Origin of the sequence: Lysinibacillus sp. CNPSo 3705 (assembly GCF_028674935.1) — a bacterium.
Lineage (GTDB): Bacteria > Bacillota > Bacilli > Bacillales_A > Planococcaceae > Lysinibacillus.
Window position 1 is genome coordinate 22,714 of record NZ_JAQZSD010000023.1, and the last position, 18,526, is coordinate 41,239.

General features: G+C 36.3%; 18 protein-coding genes and 1 pseudogene. 15 read left to right on the forward strand and 4 right to left on the reverse strand.

The genetic code is table 11. The annotated features are described in order from the left end of the window. Positions 1-13 precede the first annotated feature (13 nt). Positions 14-1,435 carry an S-layer homology domain-containing protein gene (locus PVA17_RS11745; RefSeq protein WP_274067781.1) on the reverse strand — a complete coding sequence of 474 codons (1,422 nt, stop codon included), beginning with the start codon at positions 1,433-1,435 and terminating at the stop codon, positions 14-16. 732 nt (positions 1,436-2,167) lie between these two features. On the opposite strand from PVA17_RS11745, the gene PVA17_RS11750 reads away from it, so the two are divergent. After that, on the forward strand, positions 2,168-3,913 hold the full coding sequence (locus PVA17_RS11750; RefSeq protein ID WP_274067782.1) for an HD-GYP domain-containing protein: 1,746 nt from the start codon (positions 2,168-2,170) through the stop codon (positions 3,911-3,913). Positions 3,914-3,962: 49 nt separating this feature from the next. Here PVA17_RS11750 and PVA17_RS11755 read toward each other — a convergent pair whose 3' ends face one another. Beyond that, a complete protein-coding gene (locus PVA17_RS11755; protein WP_132356817.1) occupies positions 3,963-5,348 on the reverse strand; it encodes a glycine--tRNA ligase in 1,386 nt (461 codons plus the stop codon). Between the two features lie 453 nt (positions 5,349-5,801). Here PVA17_RS11755 and ccpN point away from each other — a divergent pair, with 453 nt between their 5' ends. From ccpN to PVA17_RS11820, 13 genes and pseudogenes are all read left to right on the forward strand, one after another. Continuing rightward, the gene (gene ccpN, locus PVA17_RS11760; protein WP_248716552.1) at positions 5,802-6,434 is read left to right on the forward strand and encodes a transcriptional regulator CcpN; all 633 of its coding nucleotides are present in this window, start codon (positions 5,802-5,804) and stop codon (positions 6,432-6,434) included. Positions 6,435-6,453: 19 nt separating this feature from the next. Next, a complete protein-coding gene (locus PVA17_RS11765; RefSeq protein ID WP_248716551.1) occupies positions 6,454-7,266 on the forward strand; it encodes a pyruvate, water dikinase regulatory protein in 813 nt (270 codons plus the stop codon). A 219-nt stretch (positions 7,267-7,485) separates the two neighbouring features. Continuing rightward, positions 7,486-9,306, forward strand: a complete 1,821-nt coding sequence (gene dnaG / locus PVA17_RS11770) for a DNA primase (RefSeq protein ID WP_274067783.1) — start codon at positions 7,486-7,488, stop codon at positions 9,304-9,306. Positions 9,307-9,338: 32 nt separating this feature from the next. Beyond that, positions 9,339-10,466 (forward strand): RNA polymerase sigma factor RpoD, encoded by a 1,128-nt coding sequence (gene rpoD, locus PVA17_RS11775; RefSeq protein WP_049663796.1) that lies wholly within the window; start codon positions 9,339-9,341, stop codon positions 10,464-10,466. Between the two features lie 302 nt (positions 10,467-10,768). Next, positions 10,769-11,329 (forward strand): hypothetical protein, encoded by a 561-nt coding sequence (locus PVA17_RS11780; protein ID WP_274067784.1) that lies wholly within the window; start codon positions 10,769-10,771, stop codon positions 11,327-11,329. 438 nt (positions 11,330-11,767) lie between these two features. Next, positions 11,768-12,115 carry a c-type cytochrome gene (locus PVA17_RS11785; RefSeq protein ID WP_274067785.1) on the forward strand — a complete coding sequence of 116 codons (348 nt, stop codon included), beginning with the start codon at positions 11,768-11,770 and terminating at the stop codon, positions 12,113-12,115. 181 nt (positions 12,116-12,296) lie between these two features. Next, the gene (locus tag PVA17_RS11790; protein WP_274067786.1) at positions 12,297-12,989 is read left to right on the forward strand and encodes a tRNA (adenine(22)-N(1))-methyltransferase; all 693 of its coding nucleotides are present in this window, start codon (positions 12,297-12,299) and stop codon (positions 12,987-12,989) included. A 1-nt stretch (position 12,990) separates the two neighbouring features. Continuing rightward, on the forward strand, positions 12,991-14,112 hold the full coding sequence (locus tag PVA17_RS11795) for a Nif3-like dinuclear metal center hexameric protein (RefSeq protein ID WP_274067787.1): 1,122 nt from the start codon (positions 12,991-12,993) through the stop codon (positions 14,110-14,112). A gap of 15 nt (positions 14,113-14,127) precedes the next feature. Continuing rightward, positions 14,128-14,352, forward strand: a complete 225-nt coding sequence (locus PVA17_RS11800) for a hypothetical protein (protein ID WP_274067788.1) — start codon at positions 14,128-14,130, stop codon at positions 14,350-14,352. A gap of 524 nt (positions 14,353-14,876) precedes the next feature. Beyond that, positions 14,877-15,122, forward strand: a complete 246-nt coding sequence (locus PVA17_RS11805) for a hypothetical protein (protein ID WP_274067789.1) — start codon at positions 14,877-14,879, stop codon at positions 15,120-15,122. 153 nt (positions 15,123-15,275) lie between these two features. Then, on the forward strand, positions 15,276-15,524 hold the full coding sequence (locus PVA17_RS11810) for a DUF2164 domain-containing protein (RefSeq protein ID WP_274067790.1): 249 nt from the start codon (positions 15,276-15,278) through the stop codon (positions 15,522-15,524). A 187-nt stretch (positions 15,525-15,711) separates the two neighbouring features. Next, positions 15,712-16,248, forward strand: a complete 537-nt coding sequence (locus PVA17_RS11815) for an NADPH-dependent FMN reductase (RefSeq protein ID WP_132356807.1) — start codon at positions 15,712-15,714, stop codon at positions 16,246-16,248. A gap of 38 nt (positions 16,249-16,286) precedes the next feature. Next, positions 16,287-16,604, forward strand: a pseudogene (locus tag PVA17_RS11820) (PhzF family phenazine biosynthesis isomerase); the annotation flags it as partial. A gap of 47 nt (positions 16,605-16,651) precedes the next feature. Here PVA17_RS11820 and PVA17_RS11825 read toward each other — a convergent pair. After that, positions 16,652-16,831, reverse strand: a complete 180-nt coding sequence (locus PVA17_RS11825) for a hypothetical protein (RefSeq protein WP_274067791.1) — start codon at positions 16,829-16,831, stop codon at positions 16,652-16,654. Between the two features lie 221 nt (positions 16,832-17,052). Continuing rightward, on the reverse strand, positions 17,053-17,589 hold the full coding sequence (locus PVA17_RS11830; RefSeq protein WP_132356805.1) for a tubby C-terminal domain-like protein: 537 nt from the start codon (positions 17,587-17,589) through the stop codon (positions 17,053-17,055). Positions 17,590-18,166: 577 nt separating this feature from the next. Between PVA17_RS11830 and PVA17_RS11835 the strand changes: the two genes are divergently transcribed. After that, the gene (locus tag PVA17_RS11835; RefSeq protein ID WP_132356804.1) at positions 18,167-18,430 is read left to right on the forward strand and encodes a hypothetical protein; all 264 of its coding nucleotides are present in this window, start codon (positions 18,167-18,169) and stop codon (positions 18,428-18,430) included. Positions 18,431-18,526 lie beyond the last annotated feature (96 nt).

Sequence of the window (18,526 nt, forward strand, 5' to 3'; positions counted from 1 at the left end):
ACATTACAAAATATTAATATTCTTCTGGATCTTCCAAGAACTCGTAAGAAGCAGCCCATTTATTAGCGATTTTTAGAAAATCAATATATAGGTAAGCAGTTTCACCATTTTTACCTGTTATATGTAAAATAGATGTGCCTTCTGCTAATGGTGTAACATTTACTTTCTTATCCTTTATTGTCGCTTTCACAGCAGCTGGCTCAGAATTAAATTTTTCTAAGGCAACATGTGTTGGCTCGAACGATAGATCGCTACTTGAAAACGTTAACTCATCTGTAACTTGATACAAATCAATACTACGCACGAAATCATATGTATTGACATCAGCAGCCATTATTTGTTGTTGAGTACCGTTAGTGAAAGTAAGCATATATTGACCATTTTTAAAGATAGAAAGTGTAGCAGAATTAGTCGTTGGTTTAAAACTATATAATTCAGGAGATAAAGCTTGACCATCTGCAGTTTGAATACTTACCTTAGTAGGAACAAATTTTAAATTACTTTCCATTAAGTTTAGCGGTAAGTTTTCTGCATAATCCTCTTCTTTCACTTTTTGAAGCGTTGTTTGTAGCTTTCCGTTTACTTTCTTCACATTTACTAAGTAATAGACATCTGTAAATTCTTCCGTATCTTCTTTAAAGCCCGTAATAACTAATTTTCCTGTGCCTTCTTTAAGCGGTTTAATTGTAATGGACTCTGTCATATAATCTTCTTCATCTTCAACCCATGTAAAGATATCCTCTGCGGGGTTAATGCCGCCATAAGAAGCAAAGATATAGTCTTGCTTAAATTGGCTAGCAAAAATTGTGACGTTGCCTTGAGCTTTTTCAGCACGTACAACAAAAAGTGCTAACTGGGAGCGTTTTACATTAGTTTGTGGTCCGAAGGTAGTAGGCGTTGTACCTTTTGTAATGCTATTGGCAAAAAGTGTTTTTATATATGGTTCGTATTCGCTACCTTCGTCGACATCATCGAAAGGAATGTAAATGCCGTTTGTAATTGGTAATTTAAAACCTTTTACAATCATTTTTGACATTTGTCCACGTGTAATATTTTTAGTTGGGTTGAAATAGCCATTAGTTCCGCTAATAATACCTGCATTTGCTAAAGCAGCAATTGCGCCATAATTTGGATCGCCGGGTTTTATATCCTTAAAATTTGGATTTTTCACATGAACCGTATCTAGCTTTAAAATACCAGCTAAAATTTTCGCAGCTTGTGTACGAGTAATTGAATTCTCAGGTTTAAAAGTGCCATCGGGGTAGCCTGATATAATGCCACGTTGAGCTAAGTTAATAATAGCTTGACCTTCTTCAGATGACACATTTTTCACATCGGAGAATACCGATGCAGCATGTGCCGGGGGTGCAATGGCAATAGCGCTTGTTGCTAGTGCTGATGCCATTGCGATGTGATAAAAACGATTGCTTTTCAAAAAAATTCCTCCAAAGTACATAAAAAATTTTTATAGCTAGGACCATCCTGTTAAATAGGTTGGAATCTCCATGAATTGTTAAATTATTGTTATTTAACGTTTAAGATTAACTATAATACTTTATTTATATCAAAATGATGAAGATGAGAATAGAGGGAATTATATGATGTTAAAAATTAACATGGATAAAATGCTTGTTCATCAACAAGTATTAGCTATTAATTCCTTATCGGCTGGGACGTATTTTAGGTGAGATAAAATATATAAAAATGATTTCAATAATGTAAAATTTTCTTAAAAGGTAATGTTTGTATAGTATTGTGAGATTTTAGGACGAAATGAGTGATTTTTTGTAATTTACAGAAAATATTATTTGTGATATAAATTTAACTATAAATTATAAAAATATGCTTTTAGTTCTATTGTATAGGATTTTCTATCTTTTTTATGGTTGTTGATAGCTGTTGTTAACAGAATTGGTTAGATATAAATTACTGAATTTTGAATAGTTTTTAACATAAACATAGTAGTAACGATTCATTTGTATACCATAAACTAGTTGAAAAGGCATTTTAATCTATGCTATTGTAAATAATATAGATGATCTTTAACTTCTTTCAGCGTATGTCCAAACGTCCGTTGAAAGAAGTTAAAGCCTCCAAAACGCAATTGTGCCGAGGCATAATTGATGAACAACGCAGTCTATCGAAGAAGGAGGGAGTCACATAATGCTTGGATATTGCATATGTGGCAGAAAATATGCTAAGAAAAGTGACGTTAAGTATTGATGAAGTTGAAGCCAATGATATTTTAGCTGAAGATATTTTTTCTGATTATCGTTTACTCGCTAAAAAAGATTTAGTTTTAACGGAACGAATTATTGCTTTACTTAAGCTTAGAAAAGTAGACCAACTATCTGTATATTTACCAACTAATTCAGTCCGAATTGTTCATGATTTAAGTATGCAGCATACAAAGGATTGCTGGGATATATTTGCACCACTACTCGATAAGAAGGATGACGTAGGAGAGTATAAAGATAAGGTGAATACCCTTTTTATGACTACATTAGAAAATGTTGTGCATGAATTGCGCTATGGTCAAATTTTAAAAAGTACCCAAGATACTACTTATGTACAAAATGTTTTTGCACAAATTTTAGAAAAAAAACATCGCTATGAATTACTTATGCGATTAAAGGAATGGGATGAGTATTCCTTTGTTCATTCATTTGATGTTTTCGTTTTAGGTACTATCTTTGCACGTTATTTAGGGTTAACCGATATTGTAACGCTAGCAAGGGGCTATTTGTTCCATGATATTGGGAAGGTGTTTATCCCGCAAGAAATATTAAATTTAAAACGGAAATTATCAGAAGATGAGTTTGACATTGTTAAAACTCATACGACTAAAGGTTATGAGTTGCTCTTAGAAAATGGGGAAGAGGATATTGCCTATTTAGCACGTGATCATCATGAACGTTTTGCCGGTAAAGGTTATCCGAATAAGCTTTGTGAGGACGATATGCGTGAGGGAGTTCAATTACTGCAAATTATAGATGTTTATTCAGCTATGACATCAAAGCGTGTATATCATTCGGGATATGCTGCAACAGATGCATTAGCTGTTTTATATCGTGATCGACATTTATATAACGAGAAATTTATGCACAAATTTGTAGAGTGCTTAGGGATTTATCCTGTTAACTCGGTCGTTCAATTATCAAATAATCGAAGTGCACAAGTAGAACTTGTCTATGATTTATTCCCAACGTTACCTAAAGTTAAGTTGTTGGATGAACAAAAGTCAATGATTTTACCTTTAAATTATAATGTGAAAATTGCGAAAATGATTGATTATCGTGCGAACAGCTTTGAAGAAATTTTTAATTTATTTATAGAACAATTAATTCGTTGTGACGAAAATGGCTTAAGAGTCTACTTTAATAAATTAATAGATCATTTACATCCTAAAGAAATTATTTTAAAAATATTTTTACCTGCCTTTCGAATTCTACGTTTATTAACAAGGGAAATTCAAACAGATGTGAAAAAATACAGGAACTCTATTACTATATTAAAGAAACTGTTAGAAGAGCAATTACATATATTGTATATGGATTATCAGCATGAGAAAACAACGATATTAGTTGTGGAAACTTCACTACGTGAAAATTTCTTCATTAAACTTGTGCAAAGTATTTTGTATATTGATAAAATTGTGCCGTTCTTTATTAATCCAGATGATGACCAGAGCATTACGCAATTAATGGAACATTGTAACGTAAATGTAGCGTACTTTATTGGGGAAGAGCTGACAGTTGATAAGAGAGTTCGCACGATGCGAGAAGGAACATTCCTTTTTTATTCGCTTGTAGATATTGAGGAACTACTTATTAGTTTAGTAGGCATGAATATGAAAAGGTTTTCATTTGAGGAGAAAATGCAAGAGCGCTTGTTTTCATTATTAAAGACATAAGGAAGAGGGAGTCGCTTAAAATGCGACTCCCTCTTTATACTGATGAATTTTAGAATTGAAGATGTTTTTCGATGTATGCTTTCACATCTGTAATTGGCATACGAACTTGATCCATTGAATCGCGATGACGCACTGTAACTTGACCATCCTCTTTTGAGTCAAAATCGTAAGTGATACAGAATGGTGTACCAATTTCATCTTGACGACGGTAACGTTTACCGATTGATTGTGACTCGTCAAAGTCAACTGGGAAAGATTTACGAAGCTCTGCCCATACATCTGTAGCTTCATCCGAAAGCTTTTTAGAAAGTGGTAGAACTGCAGCTTTAAATGGTGCTAGAGCAGGGTGGAAGCGTAACACTGTACGCTTATCATCCCCTTCAAGCTCTTCTTCGTCATAAGCGTCGCAAAGGAATGCTAATGTTACACGGTCTGCACCTAAAGAAGGCTCGATACAATATGGAACATAACGTTCGTTTGATACTGGGTCAATGTAAGTGAAATCTTCACCAGAATGCTCCATATGCTGTTTTAAATCGAAATCTGTGCGATCCGCTACGCCCCATAGTTCGCCCCAACCGAATGGGAATTTAAATTCAATATCAGTTGTAGCATTTGAGTAGTGAGACAATTCGTCTTCTTCATGATCACGAAGACGCATAGAATCTTCCTTCATGCCTAAATTTAATAACCAATTTTTACAAAATTCTTTCCAATATGCGTGCCATTCAAGGTCTTCGCCAGGTTTGCAGAAAAATTCAAGTTCCATTTGTTCAAATTCACGTGTGCGGAAAGTGAAGTTACCTGGTGTAATTTCGTTACGGAATGATTTACCGATTTGTGCAATACCGAATGGTGTACGTTTACGCATTGAACGTTGTACGTTTTTAAAGTTTACGAAAATACCTTGTGCTGTTTCTGGGCGTAAATAAATTTCATTAGTAGAAGATTCTGTCACACCTTGGAATGTTTTAAACATTAAATTAAATTGACGAATATCTGTAAAATCAGCTTTACCACAATCCGGGCACACTACGTCATACTTAATCATCGTTTCTTTCATTTGATCAAATGTCATACCATCGACAATGATTTCATCGCCTTTTGCTAGCGCAGCGTCCTCGATAATTTTGTCAGCACGATGGCGCGCTTTGCATGCTTTACAATCAATCATTGGGTCATTAAAGTTGCCAACGTGACCAGAAGCAACCCAAGCTTTTGGGTTCATTAAAATTGCAGCATCTATTCCAACATTGTGCTCTGATTCTTGGACAAACTTTTGCCACCACGCTTTTTTAACATTGTTTTTTAATTCAACACCTAGTGGACCGTAATCCCAAGTGTTTGCTAAGCCTCCGTAGATTTCAGAGCCAGGGAAGACAAAGCCGCGATGCTTCGCTAAAGATACGATTGTTTCCATTGATTTGTTTGCCATAAAAAATAGCCTCCTTCATAGTTTTCACAGAGTGAACATTGATTTTGTTTTAGCGAATCTATACAATTCGCTAGAGATTTTTTTAATTTAGGTAGGACTAAATTAAAAATAGCACCCGTCTCCGGGCACAATGAATGCCCAGGGACGAGTGCTAAAACCCGCGGTTCCACCCTGATTGTTTTAAACACGTTGTTTAAAACCTCTTTTCAAAAAAGTTAGCTCAAGGAGTGCCTTTTCTCTGTTACTATGTAGACTTTCACCATCTTCTACTCGCTTTAAAGTGGAACAGATACTTTTTTCCTATCATCGCCTATAAAACGCAAATCGCTCGAAAATACATTTAGAGCAAGCGTATGTGTCAATATTGTAGCATGTAGTTCTTTTCTTCGCAATAATTATTAAAATAGTATATAATAATTGGAGCATAAGTATAACACTATTAGATTTGAGGCGGTGAGTCCAATCGAACTCAATAAACGTCAGGAAGACATTTTACAAATTGTGAAAGAAAACGGCCCAATCACAGGCGAACATATTGCAGAACGTCTCAATCTGACAAGAGCAACTTTAAGACCAGATTTAGCAATACTTACAATGGCGGGCTTTTTAGATGCTAGACCTCGTGTTGGCTATTTCTATTCAGGTAAAAAAGCATCCGTTACATTGACGGATAGTATTAACAATTTAAAAGTGAAAGATTTCCATTCAGGGCCAGTTGTTGTACCGGAAACAATGACTGTTTACGATGCGATTTGTTTCATGTTTTCAGAGGATGTTGGCACACTCTTTGTCGTAGATAAAAATGAGTTTTTAACAGGGGTACTTTCTCGAAAAGATTTATTACGAACAAGTATTGGCACACAGGATTTAAACAAAATTCCTGTACATATAATTATGACACGAATGCCAAATATTTCGTACTGTGAGAGAGCAGATTCTTTAGTTGTTGCAGCGAATAAACTAATAGAACGAGAAGTTGATTCGCTACCAGTAGTAGAGCCACAAGAAGGTGGTTTGAAAATCGTTGGTCGTCTTACAAAAACAACGATTACACGAGCTTTCTTATCACTGGCACAGAATGACTAAATAGTTGAAGGAGAGCAGCATGAAAAGACTACGGGTTTTTGTTGTATCTGATTCAGTCGGTGAAACAGGTGATCAAGTAGCGAAAGCGGTTATTAGCCAGTTTCGACCTAGTTTGGAAAACACAGTAATTCGCCGTTTTCCTCATATACAATCAGAGGAGCTCATTCGGAAAATTGTATGCCTTGCAGCGAAACAGAATGCATTTATTGTATACACGCTTGTTCGCCAGGAGATGCGATCGTTATTACATGAATTGTGTGAGCATGAAAATGTCTATGCTGTCGACATCTTAGGGCCTGCTTTAAAAACAATGACAACATTTGTGGAAGAATTCCCATTAGAAGCACCAGGAATTGTTCACCAGCTAGATGATGATTATTTTAAAAAAATAGAGGCTATTGAATTTGCAGTAAAATATGATGATGGTAGAGATCCACGTGGTCTTTTACAGGCTGATATTGTGTTAGTCGGTGTTTCACGTACCTCTAAAACACCGTTATCACAATATTTAGCACATAAACGCTATAAGGTGGCGAACGTACCTTTAGTACCAGAGGTGGAGCCACCAGAAGAACTATTACAAATTGATCCGAAAAAATGTTTTGGTTTAATTATTTCTCCTGATAAATTAAACTCAATTAGAAAAGAGAGACTAATGTCTCTTGGATTGAATGATGATGCTATCTATGCGCAGCATAATCGAATATTAGAGGAAATCCAACATTTTGAAAAAATTGTCGCTACAATCGGTTGTAAGGTTATTGATGTGACAAACAAAGCTGTTGAGGAAACAGCGAACGTCATTATTGAGCATATCTCGAACTGTAAATAAGAAACGAATGATGATAAACCACCTCATGGATAGAGGCGGTTTTTTTGAGTGGTTTTGAAAATAGTATAGATAAAAACTAATTTTTGTTTTATAATAATAAAATTGTGGTAAAAATATTTATTAAGAGAAAAATCCTATTTTTTTGTCGAGAAATAAAGGATTTTTAAATCGGATAGCGAATTGTGTTTTAGAACGTAATTTAAAAGATGGTGATAAGATTTGGCAGGGAAGATTCCTGAAGAAGTGATTGAACAGATTCGCTCACAATCGGAGATTGTTGATGTCATAAGCGAATACATGCAGCTTACAAAGCGTGGGCGCAATTGGTTTGGGCTCTGTCCATTTCATGGAGAACAAACGCCATCTTTTTCTGTGTCATCAGACAAACAAATTTTCCATTGCTTTGGTTGTGGTGCAGGCGGTAATGCTATTACTTTTGTTATGGATATAGAAGGTATTTCTTTTCCTGACGCTGTCGTGAAACTTGGTGAACGTGTTGGCATACAGTTAGATATTGGGCCAAGTTTACCTGAAGTAACGAAAAAGGTATCTAAAGCGGAAGAAAGGATGAAAGAAGCTCACGCTTTTGCAGCAGATTTTTTTCATCATTTACTGTTAAATACTGAAGATGGTGAAGAACCTTTAAATTATTTGCTAGAAAGAGGATTTACAAGGGAACTTATAGAATCTAATAGCATTGGATGGTCTCTTCCAAGCTTTGATGCATTAACGATATTGCTTGAAAGAAAAGGTTATAACTTACAAGAAATCGCGGAAAGCGGTTTAGTAATTAAGCGTGAAGGGGAAGAACGCTATTTTGATCGTTTTAGAGGGCGTATTATGTTTCCCATTCGTGATGAGAACGGAAAGGTTATAGCATTCTCAGGGCGAATCCTTTCATCTACTGGTGAAGAGGCAAAATATTTAAATAGTCCAGAATCACCAATTTTTCAAAAGAGTGAAGTGCTATATAACCTAGATAAAGCACGAACCTCGATTAGAAAAAATCGTCAAGTAGTATTGATGGAAGGGTTTATGGATGTTTTAGCAGCAACCTCTGTGGGTGTAACGAATGCTGTAGCAACAATGGGCACTTCGCTTACGAATCAGCATATCACAAAGCTAAAGCGCTTAGTAGAGCAGATTACGATTTGCTATGACGGTGATAATGCTGGGTTTGATGCGGCGAAAAGAGCAGCACAGTTACTTCAAACGGAACGTATGAAAGTCAATATTGCGGTGTTACCAGATAAGCTAGATCCCGATGAATACATTCGTAGTTTAGGTGGACAAGCCTTTAAAGAACAAATTTTGGAAAACCCTCATGCGTATATTGCTTTTATGATGATGCATGCTAGACGAAATAAGAACTTTCAGTTTGAAAATGATACGCTTCAATATATTCAAGAAGTTCTTGAACAACTGGTAGGTAGATCATCACCAGTTGAACGAGATTTGTATATAAGACAGCTATCGAAAGAAACAAACATCTCGGAAGAAGCAATTTATGCTCAATTCCGAAAGCTAGAGGCCAATCAGGTTCGTTCCGCAAAAGTGGAAATGCCTGTTCAAACGCCTTCGATGCCGGTCACTCAGCAACATAAGCCTATGGACGCAGCTGAACGTGCCGAACGTTTATTACTGGCTCATATGCTTCATAATATAGATGTAGTGGACAGGGTATTACGTAGTGAGCAAAAAGATCCATTTGTACGAGATGCTTATATGGCAGTTTTTGTTCGCTTAGTAGGATTTTATGAGGAATATGGTCATCCTGATTATCAGCGTTTTGTTGAGATATTAGATGACGCTGAATTACGCAAGATTGTAATGGAAGCGGCATTAGCGGAAAGAGATCCTGACCAAGCAGATGCAGAGGTCACGGACTCCATACGTCAGCTGCAAAAATATAGAATTGAGCAAGAAATTCAACAAAAGATGCATGAGTCAAAGGAAGCGGAGAAGATGCATGAGTATGCGCGTGCACTTGAAATCGCCCAACAGATTATTCATTTAAGAAAATCGTTATCGGCGATTTAACCCGATTCGGTTGTTTAGAAGGAGGAAGGTTTATGGCGGACAAGTCAGAACGTTCAAAAGAGGTAGAAGTAGAAATTACATTAGATGAAGCAAAAAAAATACTACAAGAAAAAGCAAAAACAGAAGGTGAAATTTCTATGAAAGAAATTTCAGAGAAACTAGCGCCTTATGAATTGGAGAACGAAGAGATTTTCCACTTTGCTGAGGATCTTGAAAAGGCTAAAGACATTCAAATCATTGGAAAAGAAGAGTTTGAAGAAGAAAGCTTAATGAAAGAAGAAGCAAACGAAGAGACTTTTGATTTAAATGATTTGAGTGTACCACCGGGTGTTAAAATAAATGACCCTGTACGTATGTATTTAAAAGAAATTGGTCGGGTTGATTTACTTTCTGCCGAGCAAGAAATTGCCTTAGCTGAGCGTATTGAGCAAGGTGACGAAGAAGCACGTAAACGCCTAGCTGAAGCGAACTTACGTCTTGTTGTATCGATTGCAAAGCGCTATGTTGGCCGTGGAATGCTATTCCTTGATCTAATTCAAGAGGGGAATATGGGTCTTATCAAGGCTGTTGAGAAATTTGACTACCGTAAAGGTTTTAAATTCTCCACTTATGCAACATGGTGGATTCGCCAAGCGATTACACGTGCAATTGCGGACCAAGCACGTACAATTCGTATTCCAGTGCATATGGTAGAAACCATTAATAAATTAATTCGTGTACAACGCCAATTACTACAAGACTTAGGTCGCGAGCCATCTCCAGAAGAAATTGGTGAGGAGATGGATTTAACACCTGAAAAAGTACGTGAAATTTTAAAAATTGCACAGGAACCAGTATCTCTTGAAACACCAATTGGAGAAGAAGATGATTCACATTTAGGAGACTTTATTGAGGATTCAGAAGCTCAATCTCCATCTGACCATGCAGCTTATGAATTGTTAAAAGAGCAATTAGAGGATGTGCTAGATACATTAACTGACCGTGAAGAAAATGTCCTTCGCTTACGTTTTGGTTTAGATGATGGTCGCACACGTACATTAGAAGAGGTAGGGAAGGTATTTGGTGTAACACGTGAACGTATTCGCCAAATTGAAGCGAAGGCTCTTAGAAAGCTACGTCACCCTTCTCGCAGCAAGCGTTTAAAAGACTTCTTAGAATAAAGACAAAAAGTTGGGCTATCTAATTAGTAATGACTAATTGGATAGCCCTTTTTTAGGCTATTATTATATTCACATGAAATAGGAGAATACGTGTGAACGTGAAGTAAAACCCGCGCAAAATTGTCATCATTTTCCCTAGAACCTACTAAACATAGTAAATATTTTTTCGATAAATGTTATAGCGAGTAATTAGAATGAGTCAATCTTGATTATTTTTGCTACTTTATACAGATGTGTTATTAACAATTTTAAGATAAAATTGTAATAACAACCATTATTAAGCAATGTTTGGAGTATACACTATGACAAATCCTCGAAAAAAAATAATCTTGAATGAGATTTTGTTTTGGAAGCAAAATAAGCTATTACCAGAGCATTACTGTGATTTTTTAGCGGCTCTATATGCAGAGGGGTCAGATATAGAGGAGTTAGAACCAGTACATCATAAACAGGCTATATTCCCTTCAGAAAAGAGAAGGCTGCTACTTATAATTGCAGGTATATGTATTGCAATAATTACGTTGCTGTCTATTTATTTTACAATATCGTCCTTAATGATAATTTTAACGGTTGTCGTTGGCATAGCTGCAGTGATATTATTTTTGACGGCGTTTCGGATGGCAGGAAAAAATGATCTTCTAGCCCCTGTTTTTCATTTGTTAGGTGCTATTTTATTATTTAGTATGTCTATTCGAATTTACACTACATATTTTAATGGCAATAATAGTGCATTGTTTTGCTTGATTGCAGCAAACTGTGGGGTTTGGCTTTGGTCAGGTTTAAAAATGAAGCTACTTTATTTTACGGTCTCAGGTGTCCTAGGTTTTCTGGCATTGATTAGCTACTATATCATAAACGTTTGATAGGAACTCATTTTGTAAAATAGTTTCGCTGACAAAGACAAGAATCTGTTTGCTTTCCAATAGCTAACGGATTCTTTTTTGTTTTAAAATTGGGTCTGTAATGGAGCCTACACTATGTTGATGAAAATTATAATCGTATAGCTTATTTGGCGAATGGATGATTACATAAAGAAATTTTGATTTTCTTAGTATATGACTGTGCAAAGAGAGGAAAGATAACAGCGTAGAAGGAAGTCGTTCAGAAGATCATGGATAGTCCAAATATTGGGGATTTCAAGACATATTTTATCCAATAGTTACAGAAATGTCGAAATTGTTACAAACAAAGGAAAACTTAGCGAATAGGCTTTTCGTTTTTTGGTTAATGAAGTACAATATTAGATGTTGACTGATTCTATATTATCATAGAAGTAGATTTACAATGAGGAGGGGAAATATATGAAAAACAATCCAGTCGTTCCTTACATCTTAATTTTAGCATTTGGTATTGGTCTTATTTTCTTTATGTCTTTAATAGGCGCAGAGAACAAAAAGGAAATCGCTGCTGAAAAAGAGGGTGGTGGCGAAAAAACAGAAGCTACTGATGACTCTGCATTAGTACAATCTTGTGTTAGTTGTCATGGTACTGACTTAACTGGTGGTATGGGTCCAAATCTACACGGCAAAGATGAAGCTCGTATCGTAGATGTTTTAACAAACGGAATCCCAGGAACTCCAATGACGCCTGGTATGAAAAACGAAGCGGAAGCGAAAGCAATCGCTAAGTACATTTCAACTCTAAAATAGTCTAAAAAAGTAGCTGTACTGAAAGCGTTTAATCGTAATCGGTACAGCTACAATTTATTTATTTTCATTTCAGTTAATGAAAAATGGAGTTGCTCAAAATTTGAGTCAACTCCATTTGTTTTTTTTCACGACATCATACATACTAAGAAAGAACACTATTTAAGACAGGCGGTAAAAATAAATGAACGCACAAAAATTATCAAAGCGATTAGAAACAGTAGCAAAATATGTACCCTCTGGTGCAGTTGTAGCCGATATTGGTAGCGACCATGCCTATTTGCCATGCTACTTAATTCATAAAGGTATTGCTTCTTACGCAATAGCAGGGGAAGTTGTGAAAGGACCATTTGAATCAGCAGTTGGACAAGTGCAAAAGGAAGGCTTAACAGAAAAAATTACAGTACGGCTCGCGAATGGCTTAGCGGCTGTTGAAGAAGCTGACCATGTAGATACAGTTACGATTGCCGGAATGGGTGGACCTCTTATTGTTTCCATTTTGGAGAAGCATCCTGAAAAATTGCAAGGGGTAACAAGGCTTATTTTGCAACCAAATATTCATGCTAAAGTGATTCGCGAATGGGCATTAGCAAATAATTGGGCAATCCAGGACGAAGAAATTTTAGAGGAAGACGAAAAAATTTATGAAATTCTTGTTTTGCAAAGAAGCACAATGACGTTATCGGAACCAGAAATTTTATTTGGTCCGAAATTAATGCAACGAAAATCACCATCATTTATAAAAAAATGGTCACGTGAAAAAGAAAATTGGCAGCGTGTATTAAAGTCCATTGAAGGCGCAGATCAAACACCTGAAATTGAAGAAAAACGTGCAGAGTTAGTAGCTCTACTCAATTTAGTGGAAGGGGTTCTATGAGATGAAAACAGTTAACGGTCAGGAAATTATACAATTGTTCGAATCATGGTCGCCTAAAAAACTAGCATGTATGGAAAATGACCCAATTGGTCTTGCGATCGGTACATTAAATAAACCTGTTAGTAAAGTATTGGTCACATTAGATGTTAATGAAGCAGTTGCTGAGGAAGCTATTGCACAAGGATGTGAGCTAATAATAGCGCATCATCCACCGATTTTTAGACGACTTTCAAATATTCGTACGGACAATCCAGCTGGGCGTTTATATGAAAAGCTACTAAAAAATGATATTGCCGTTTATGCTGCACATACGAATTTAGATGTAGCTGAAGGCGGTGTTAACGATTTACTAGCGGATGCTTTACAGCTTGAAAACCGTTCTATTTTAGAAGAAACATATGCGGAAAATATGTTGAAGCTAGCAGTTTTTATACCGACTACAAATGCCACTGATTTACGTGAGGCATTAGCAAAAGCAGGAGCAGGTCGTATTGGAGATTATGAAGCGTGTAGCTATACTACATTAGGAGAAGGGCGTTTCCGTGCACTAGAAGGTGCAAACCCACATGTGGGTTCTATTGGTGAAATACATGTTGAAGAAGAAGTGAAGGTAGAAGTTGTATTTCCGGAATCTATAAAAAATCGTGTATTAAAGGCAATGTTAAACGCACATCCATATGAAGAACCAGCTTATGATATCATTCGCTTAGACCAGCAAACGAATGTAATGGGCTTAGGACGAGTTGGTTATTTACCACAAGAAATGACGCTTCATGAATTTACGCAATTCGTTAAACAGCAGCTAGCCGTACCCGCTGTCCGCGTTGTTGGTGATTTACAGTCGAAGGTGAAAAAAGTTGCGCTTGTCGGTGGCGACGGCAATAAATATATCTATTCTGCGAAGCGTGCCGGGGCGGATGTATTTTTAACAGGAGATATGTATTTCCATACTGCACAGGACGCTCAAGCAATTGGTCTACAAATCGTAGACCCAGGACATCATGTGGAGAAAGTGATGATTGCAGGAGTAGCTAACAAGATGGCAAGAATGTGTGAGGATAAAAAATACTCTGTTGAATTTGTACAATCTACTATTCATACAGAACCTTTTTTATTCGTGTAAGAGAGGGGAATATCTATGGCGCATGAAAGACCTGCCGGCAATAAGGCCGGCAAGTTATGGATGATGGTTGGTTTGCTGATTGCTGTATTTGGGGTAGGTTTGACATTGATGACGAATACGATGAATGCCAAAAAAATTGATACTATGACAGAGCAATGCGAAAAAGACGGGGGAGAAGCCATCGTCTCAAAGGAAAAGAATTTTCTATCAACAAACTATTCATTTAAATGTAAAAAGTAATAATAACAAGGCTGAATTATCGTATTTAAAATAATTCAGTCTTTTTGTGTAGAAAACAAAACGCTTAAGGAAATCTTTGTGAATGTTGTGCTCTAAAAATGAGGGTGATTTCCGTTCCAGGCTACTCGCTTTCCTGTGGGCGAGCGTCGAGCCGCTTCCTCCGCTAAAGGAACGAAGGCTAAGTGCGTCACATCCTGTGACAATGCCTTCGTGACCAACATCGTGTTGGCCTCAGGGTCTCGCCTGTCTCGCCTTCCCACGGGAGTCGAGTAGCCTTCCACTCCAATCAGCAATAGCGTATAACTTTTATAAATTTTATTTATTTCAAAAGTGAACACTATTATTATTCACCATAATCAAACAGAAAAGACTTATAACAGTGACGCAATTGTAAACCTATTATTGCTAACGCTAAGATTTCGCACAAAGATGCCGTCGCTGTTTCGTTGTATCATTATTAATTAGAGTAACATGCCAATAGATACATGCTAAATGGTTGATTGTAGTGGAGGCTGGGCGACTCCTTGGGGATCAGCAAAAGAGGAACGAAGGCTAAAAGCATCACATCCTGTGATAACGCCTTCGTGACCAACATCGTGCTGCTGTCGCTACGTTGCACTCACGCTTTCGCGCAAAAACAAATGCTTTATCTGCGCGAAAGCGAAGCGTCAGCGGCAAATGTTTTATCTGTGCGAAAGCGGAGCGGCAGCAACAAAGCGCCCAGCCGGAACGGAAATCAGCCCCTCGTTTTGCCGAAGAGCCAAACATAATTTATTGTGAAACTTTAATATAATTGACATAATACGGAATATGAAGACTGAATTATAGTATTTAATATAATTCAGTCTTTTTGTGTATGCATGAATTAATTTTAGAGTATTATGATAGGTGAGTATAAATTGCTATGAGAGGGGATTTTTGGATTGTTTATTCGTTTCACAAAAGAGCAACAGGAAACAATAATTGCTAATATTCAACGTTTTTTCTATAATACTCGAGATGAGGATATTACAGAATTTGAAGCGGAAAGAATATTGGACTTTATAAAGGAAAACATTGCTCCACATATTTATAATGCGGCTATCTCGGATGCAAAATATGTTGTAGAAAGACAATATGCATCGATTGAGGATGAACTTGCAGCATTAGAAAGACCGATAAAAATAAAATAAATTAATCCGAATTAAATAACTGGAAATTTTTATAAATATATGATATTTTTATCTTGGATTAAAGATAATTTAATTCGAAGTAAAAAACAATGGTTCATTAACCTTGTACAACATGGCTAAGAGAACTGTTTTTAGTATTAAATGAATGATTCGGTCATATTAGAGGGATGAATGAAGGAGGAACAACATGTTGAAAATAGGGGTAATTTTAGGGAGTACGCGTGAAGGTCGTTTAAGTCCACAAGTGGGCGAATGGGTAAAGGAAGTCGCTGGAAAACGCGGTGATGCGGAATATGAAATTATTGATATTGCGGATTATAAACTACCACTTCTAGGCGAACCAGGTGGAGATGCTTCAGGAGCAGCTACATGGTCACAAAAAGTTGCTGCATGTGATGGCTTTGTTTTTATCGTTGGAGAGTATAACCATTCTATTACTGGGGCATTAAAAAATGCATTAGACTACTTACGCGTGGAATGGAATAATAAGGCGGCAGGTATTGTTTCTTACGGTTCTGTTGGTGGAGCAAGAGCTGCTGAACATTTACGTGGAATTCTTGGTGAATTATTAGTCGCAGATGTCCGCGTCCATCCTGCTTTATCTTTATTTACAGATTTCGAAAATGGTACAGTATTTAAACCAAAGGATGTGCAAGCAGAGTCAGTAAATCAGATGCTAGATCAACTTATCCCGTGGGCAACGGCTTTAAAAACAATTCGATAGATGCTTAGGCAGTATGTACAGTAAAATGTGCATATTGCTTTTTTTATGCATTTAGGGATCTATGTCCGTATGCAGATATGCACGCACGACATTTTTCATCACCTTATTCTGGAACATTTGAAGATATAACTACAGGTACAGCCTCTGGTGTTATGGGAGCATATTTTGCTGCGTATATGGATCGACAAGCACAATTGCCGAAGACACTAATTATTGAACAAGGGCAGGAACTCGGAAAGGATGGCCGTGTGCATGTACATGTAAAAAATGATGAGGGCAAATTGGCTATTTCTATTTCAGGAACCGCTGTATATGTGAAGGAGCTAAATGTCAAATATAAAAAAGTGGCCGCTTAAAAACTTTTACTTAAGAAGCGGCCACTTTTTGAATGCCATCCATTCGATTAATGTTTTATTTCTTCAATGACTTTTTCTTTTAAATCTGCATCCATAGAGGAAAGTTTAACGTTATTAGTGAGACGTTCTTGTAACTCTCTTTCTGTCATAATACCACGTTCCTCTAGAATTTGAACAAGTAAATCTAGCGACATTAAATTTTTAATGTCTGCTGCTTTTGTATCCATGTTAAATGCCTCCAAATGTATAGTATTTCTACCTCTTTAGTGTACTCCTTTTATAGAAGAGCTGCGTAAAATGGTCAAAACAAAGCGAATTTATTTCGTGTCCCGGAAGATATTGATTGATTCTAGCAGTAGTAAAAGGCTAAAGCTTTTAGGGGTCACTTCAATATTAGGAGTTTTTTTGTTCATCATCTATTTAAACCGTATGTTATGTATATAGTCACCTAATTACTCATAGAGAATAATGCCTGATACAGAGTTGCTAGCAAAGCAACAAAGAGAGTATCGTCAGAGTTAAACAGTTTAAAAGTTATACCAGTACGCACAAGCTCAGTTTCTATATTACTAGCGCTTGCTATTTTTTCATCATTACAATATAAATAGGCGGTTGAAGTAAAATCCTTTTCAAAGCGAAAAGCGAGTCCATCCATTGTAAAAGAGTAGGAAGATTCAAGTAATTGAACCGTCTTCCGTTGTATCGGTAAAATGGATCCGTCTGGCATAATAAGCTGATGGCTAACACCCTTTGTTAATAGTGTAGATTGCACTTGAAAAAGTGGTGCCCCTAACGTAGTGCGTGATTCATAGCGATGTGGTAATGACTGTTGTGCAGCAACTAGCATAACAGCATTGATTACTTTTCCAACGGATGAACGTTCCACCTTTTGTAGCACACAAACAGTCTCATGTTGTTCATTCACAATAGGAATATTTGAAAAGCTTTCGAAAGCTTTTGGGTAGGTAAGGGTAAATATAGTCATAAAAAAGCCTCCAATCTACTTACTATACGGAGAAGCTTTACGCTAGGTTTCATCTTCAATAAAAATTTTGATAGTTAAAGAGGTCCATTCAAACGGTTTAAAGGTCCATCGTGTTTATTAACTACAGGGTAATTAAAAGATACTAATTTTGCAAATAGCAGTAAATGATCAAAGTTTATAAATCAGGTCGGCTAGATTACAGTAAGTTCACGTATAAGTACGCACACAATATCAAATCCATTGAACAAAAAGACTATAATACTTTAAATTAATTAACATAAGAAACGTATGATGATGATAGGCAAGTGGATTACACATATGATCAGGTTGGTAATCGTCTTTCAAAAACGGTGAGTAAAGCAGGTACATACCAATATAATGGAGCCAATTAATTAGTATATGTGAATTATCAGCAGTCGTATAAGCCGATGATGATGGAAATTTAATAAGTGATGGTGTATATTCGTAGGAATGGAATGCGTTTGATCAGCTAACGAAAGTAAAAAATAATGCTGGCACAGTCATCGCGGAATATCTCTATAAAAAGGTTTATTTTAATATAAGGGGGATTAAGACAATGATAGAAGACCTACTATCAGGATTAGTGCCACAAGGAAGTAATGCATTAGATACCCGGAAAATTGATAAACATATTAATTATTTATTAAGTGAAAATTGGTTTAAAGAACTATATGAAAACGAAAAGTATAGACATTTATTATATACGAATCGAAAAGTTAGATCCTATTTAGAAAGTAAAAGAAGAGTAGACAAACTAATAGTGAATGATAAAAAAAGAAAAAAATTAATAGAATTAATGGCGAATCAATTGAAAAATTAGAATAAAAGCGGTATCGAAAAGTTAGATTGACTTTTTATGCAAGCAACAAATGGTGTACATTTGATTTTAAAAATGAAATACGGAGTTTAACACTAA

Bases quoted from the DNA above. Each gene is read 5' to 3' on its own strand.
- rpoD (WP_049663796.1), top strand. From the start codon at position 9,339: ATGGCGGACAAGTCAGAACGTTCAAAAGAGGTAGAAGTAGAAATTACA.
- PVA17_RS11765 (WP_248716551.1), top strand. From the start codon at position 6,454: ATGAAAAGACTACGGGTTTTTGTTGTATCTGATTCAGTCGGTGAAACA.
- PVA17_RS11830 (WP_132356805.1), bottom strand. From the start codon at position 17,589: ATGACTATATTTACCCTTACCTACCCAAAAGCTTTCGAAAGCTTTTCA.
- PVA17_RS11815 (WP_132356807.1), top strand. From the start codon at position 15,712: ATGTTGAAAATAGGGGTAATTTTAGGGAGTACGCGTGAAGGTCGTTTA.
- PVA17_RS11795 (WP_274067787.1), top strand. From the start codon at position 12,991: ATGAAAACAGTTAACGGTCAGGAAATTATACAATTGTTCGAATCATGG.
- PVA17_RS11825 (WP_274067791.1), bottom strand. From the start codon at position 16,831: ATGGATACAAAAGCAGCAGACATTAAAAATTTAATGTCGCTAGATTTA.
- PVA17_RS11800 (WP_274067788.1), top strand. From the start codon at position 14,128: ATGGCGCATGAAAGACCTGCCGGCAATAAGGCCGGCAAGTTATGGATG.
- PVA17_RS11780 (WP_274067784.1), top strand. From the start codon at position 10,769: ATGACAAATCCTCGAAAAAAAATAATCTTGAATGAGATTTTGTTTTGG.
- PVA17_RS11835 (WP_132356804.1), top strand. From the start codon at position 18,167: ATGATAGAAGACCTACTATCAGGATTAGTGCCACAAGGAAGTAATGCA.
- PVA17_RS11790 (WP_274067786.1), top strand. From the start codon at position 12,297: ATGAACGCACAAAAATTATCAAAGCGATTAGAAACAGTAGCAAAATAT.
- PVA17_RS11785 (WP_274067785.1), top strand. From the start codon at position 11,768: ATGAAAAACAATCCAGTCGTTCCTTACATCTTAATTTTAGCATTTGGT.
- PVA17_RS11755 (WP_132356817.1), bottom strand. From the start codon at position 5,348: ATGGCAAACAAATCAATGGAAACAATCGTATCTTTAGCGAAGCATCGC.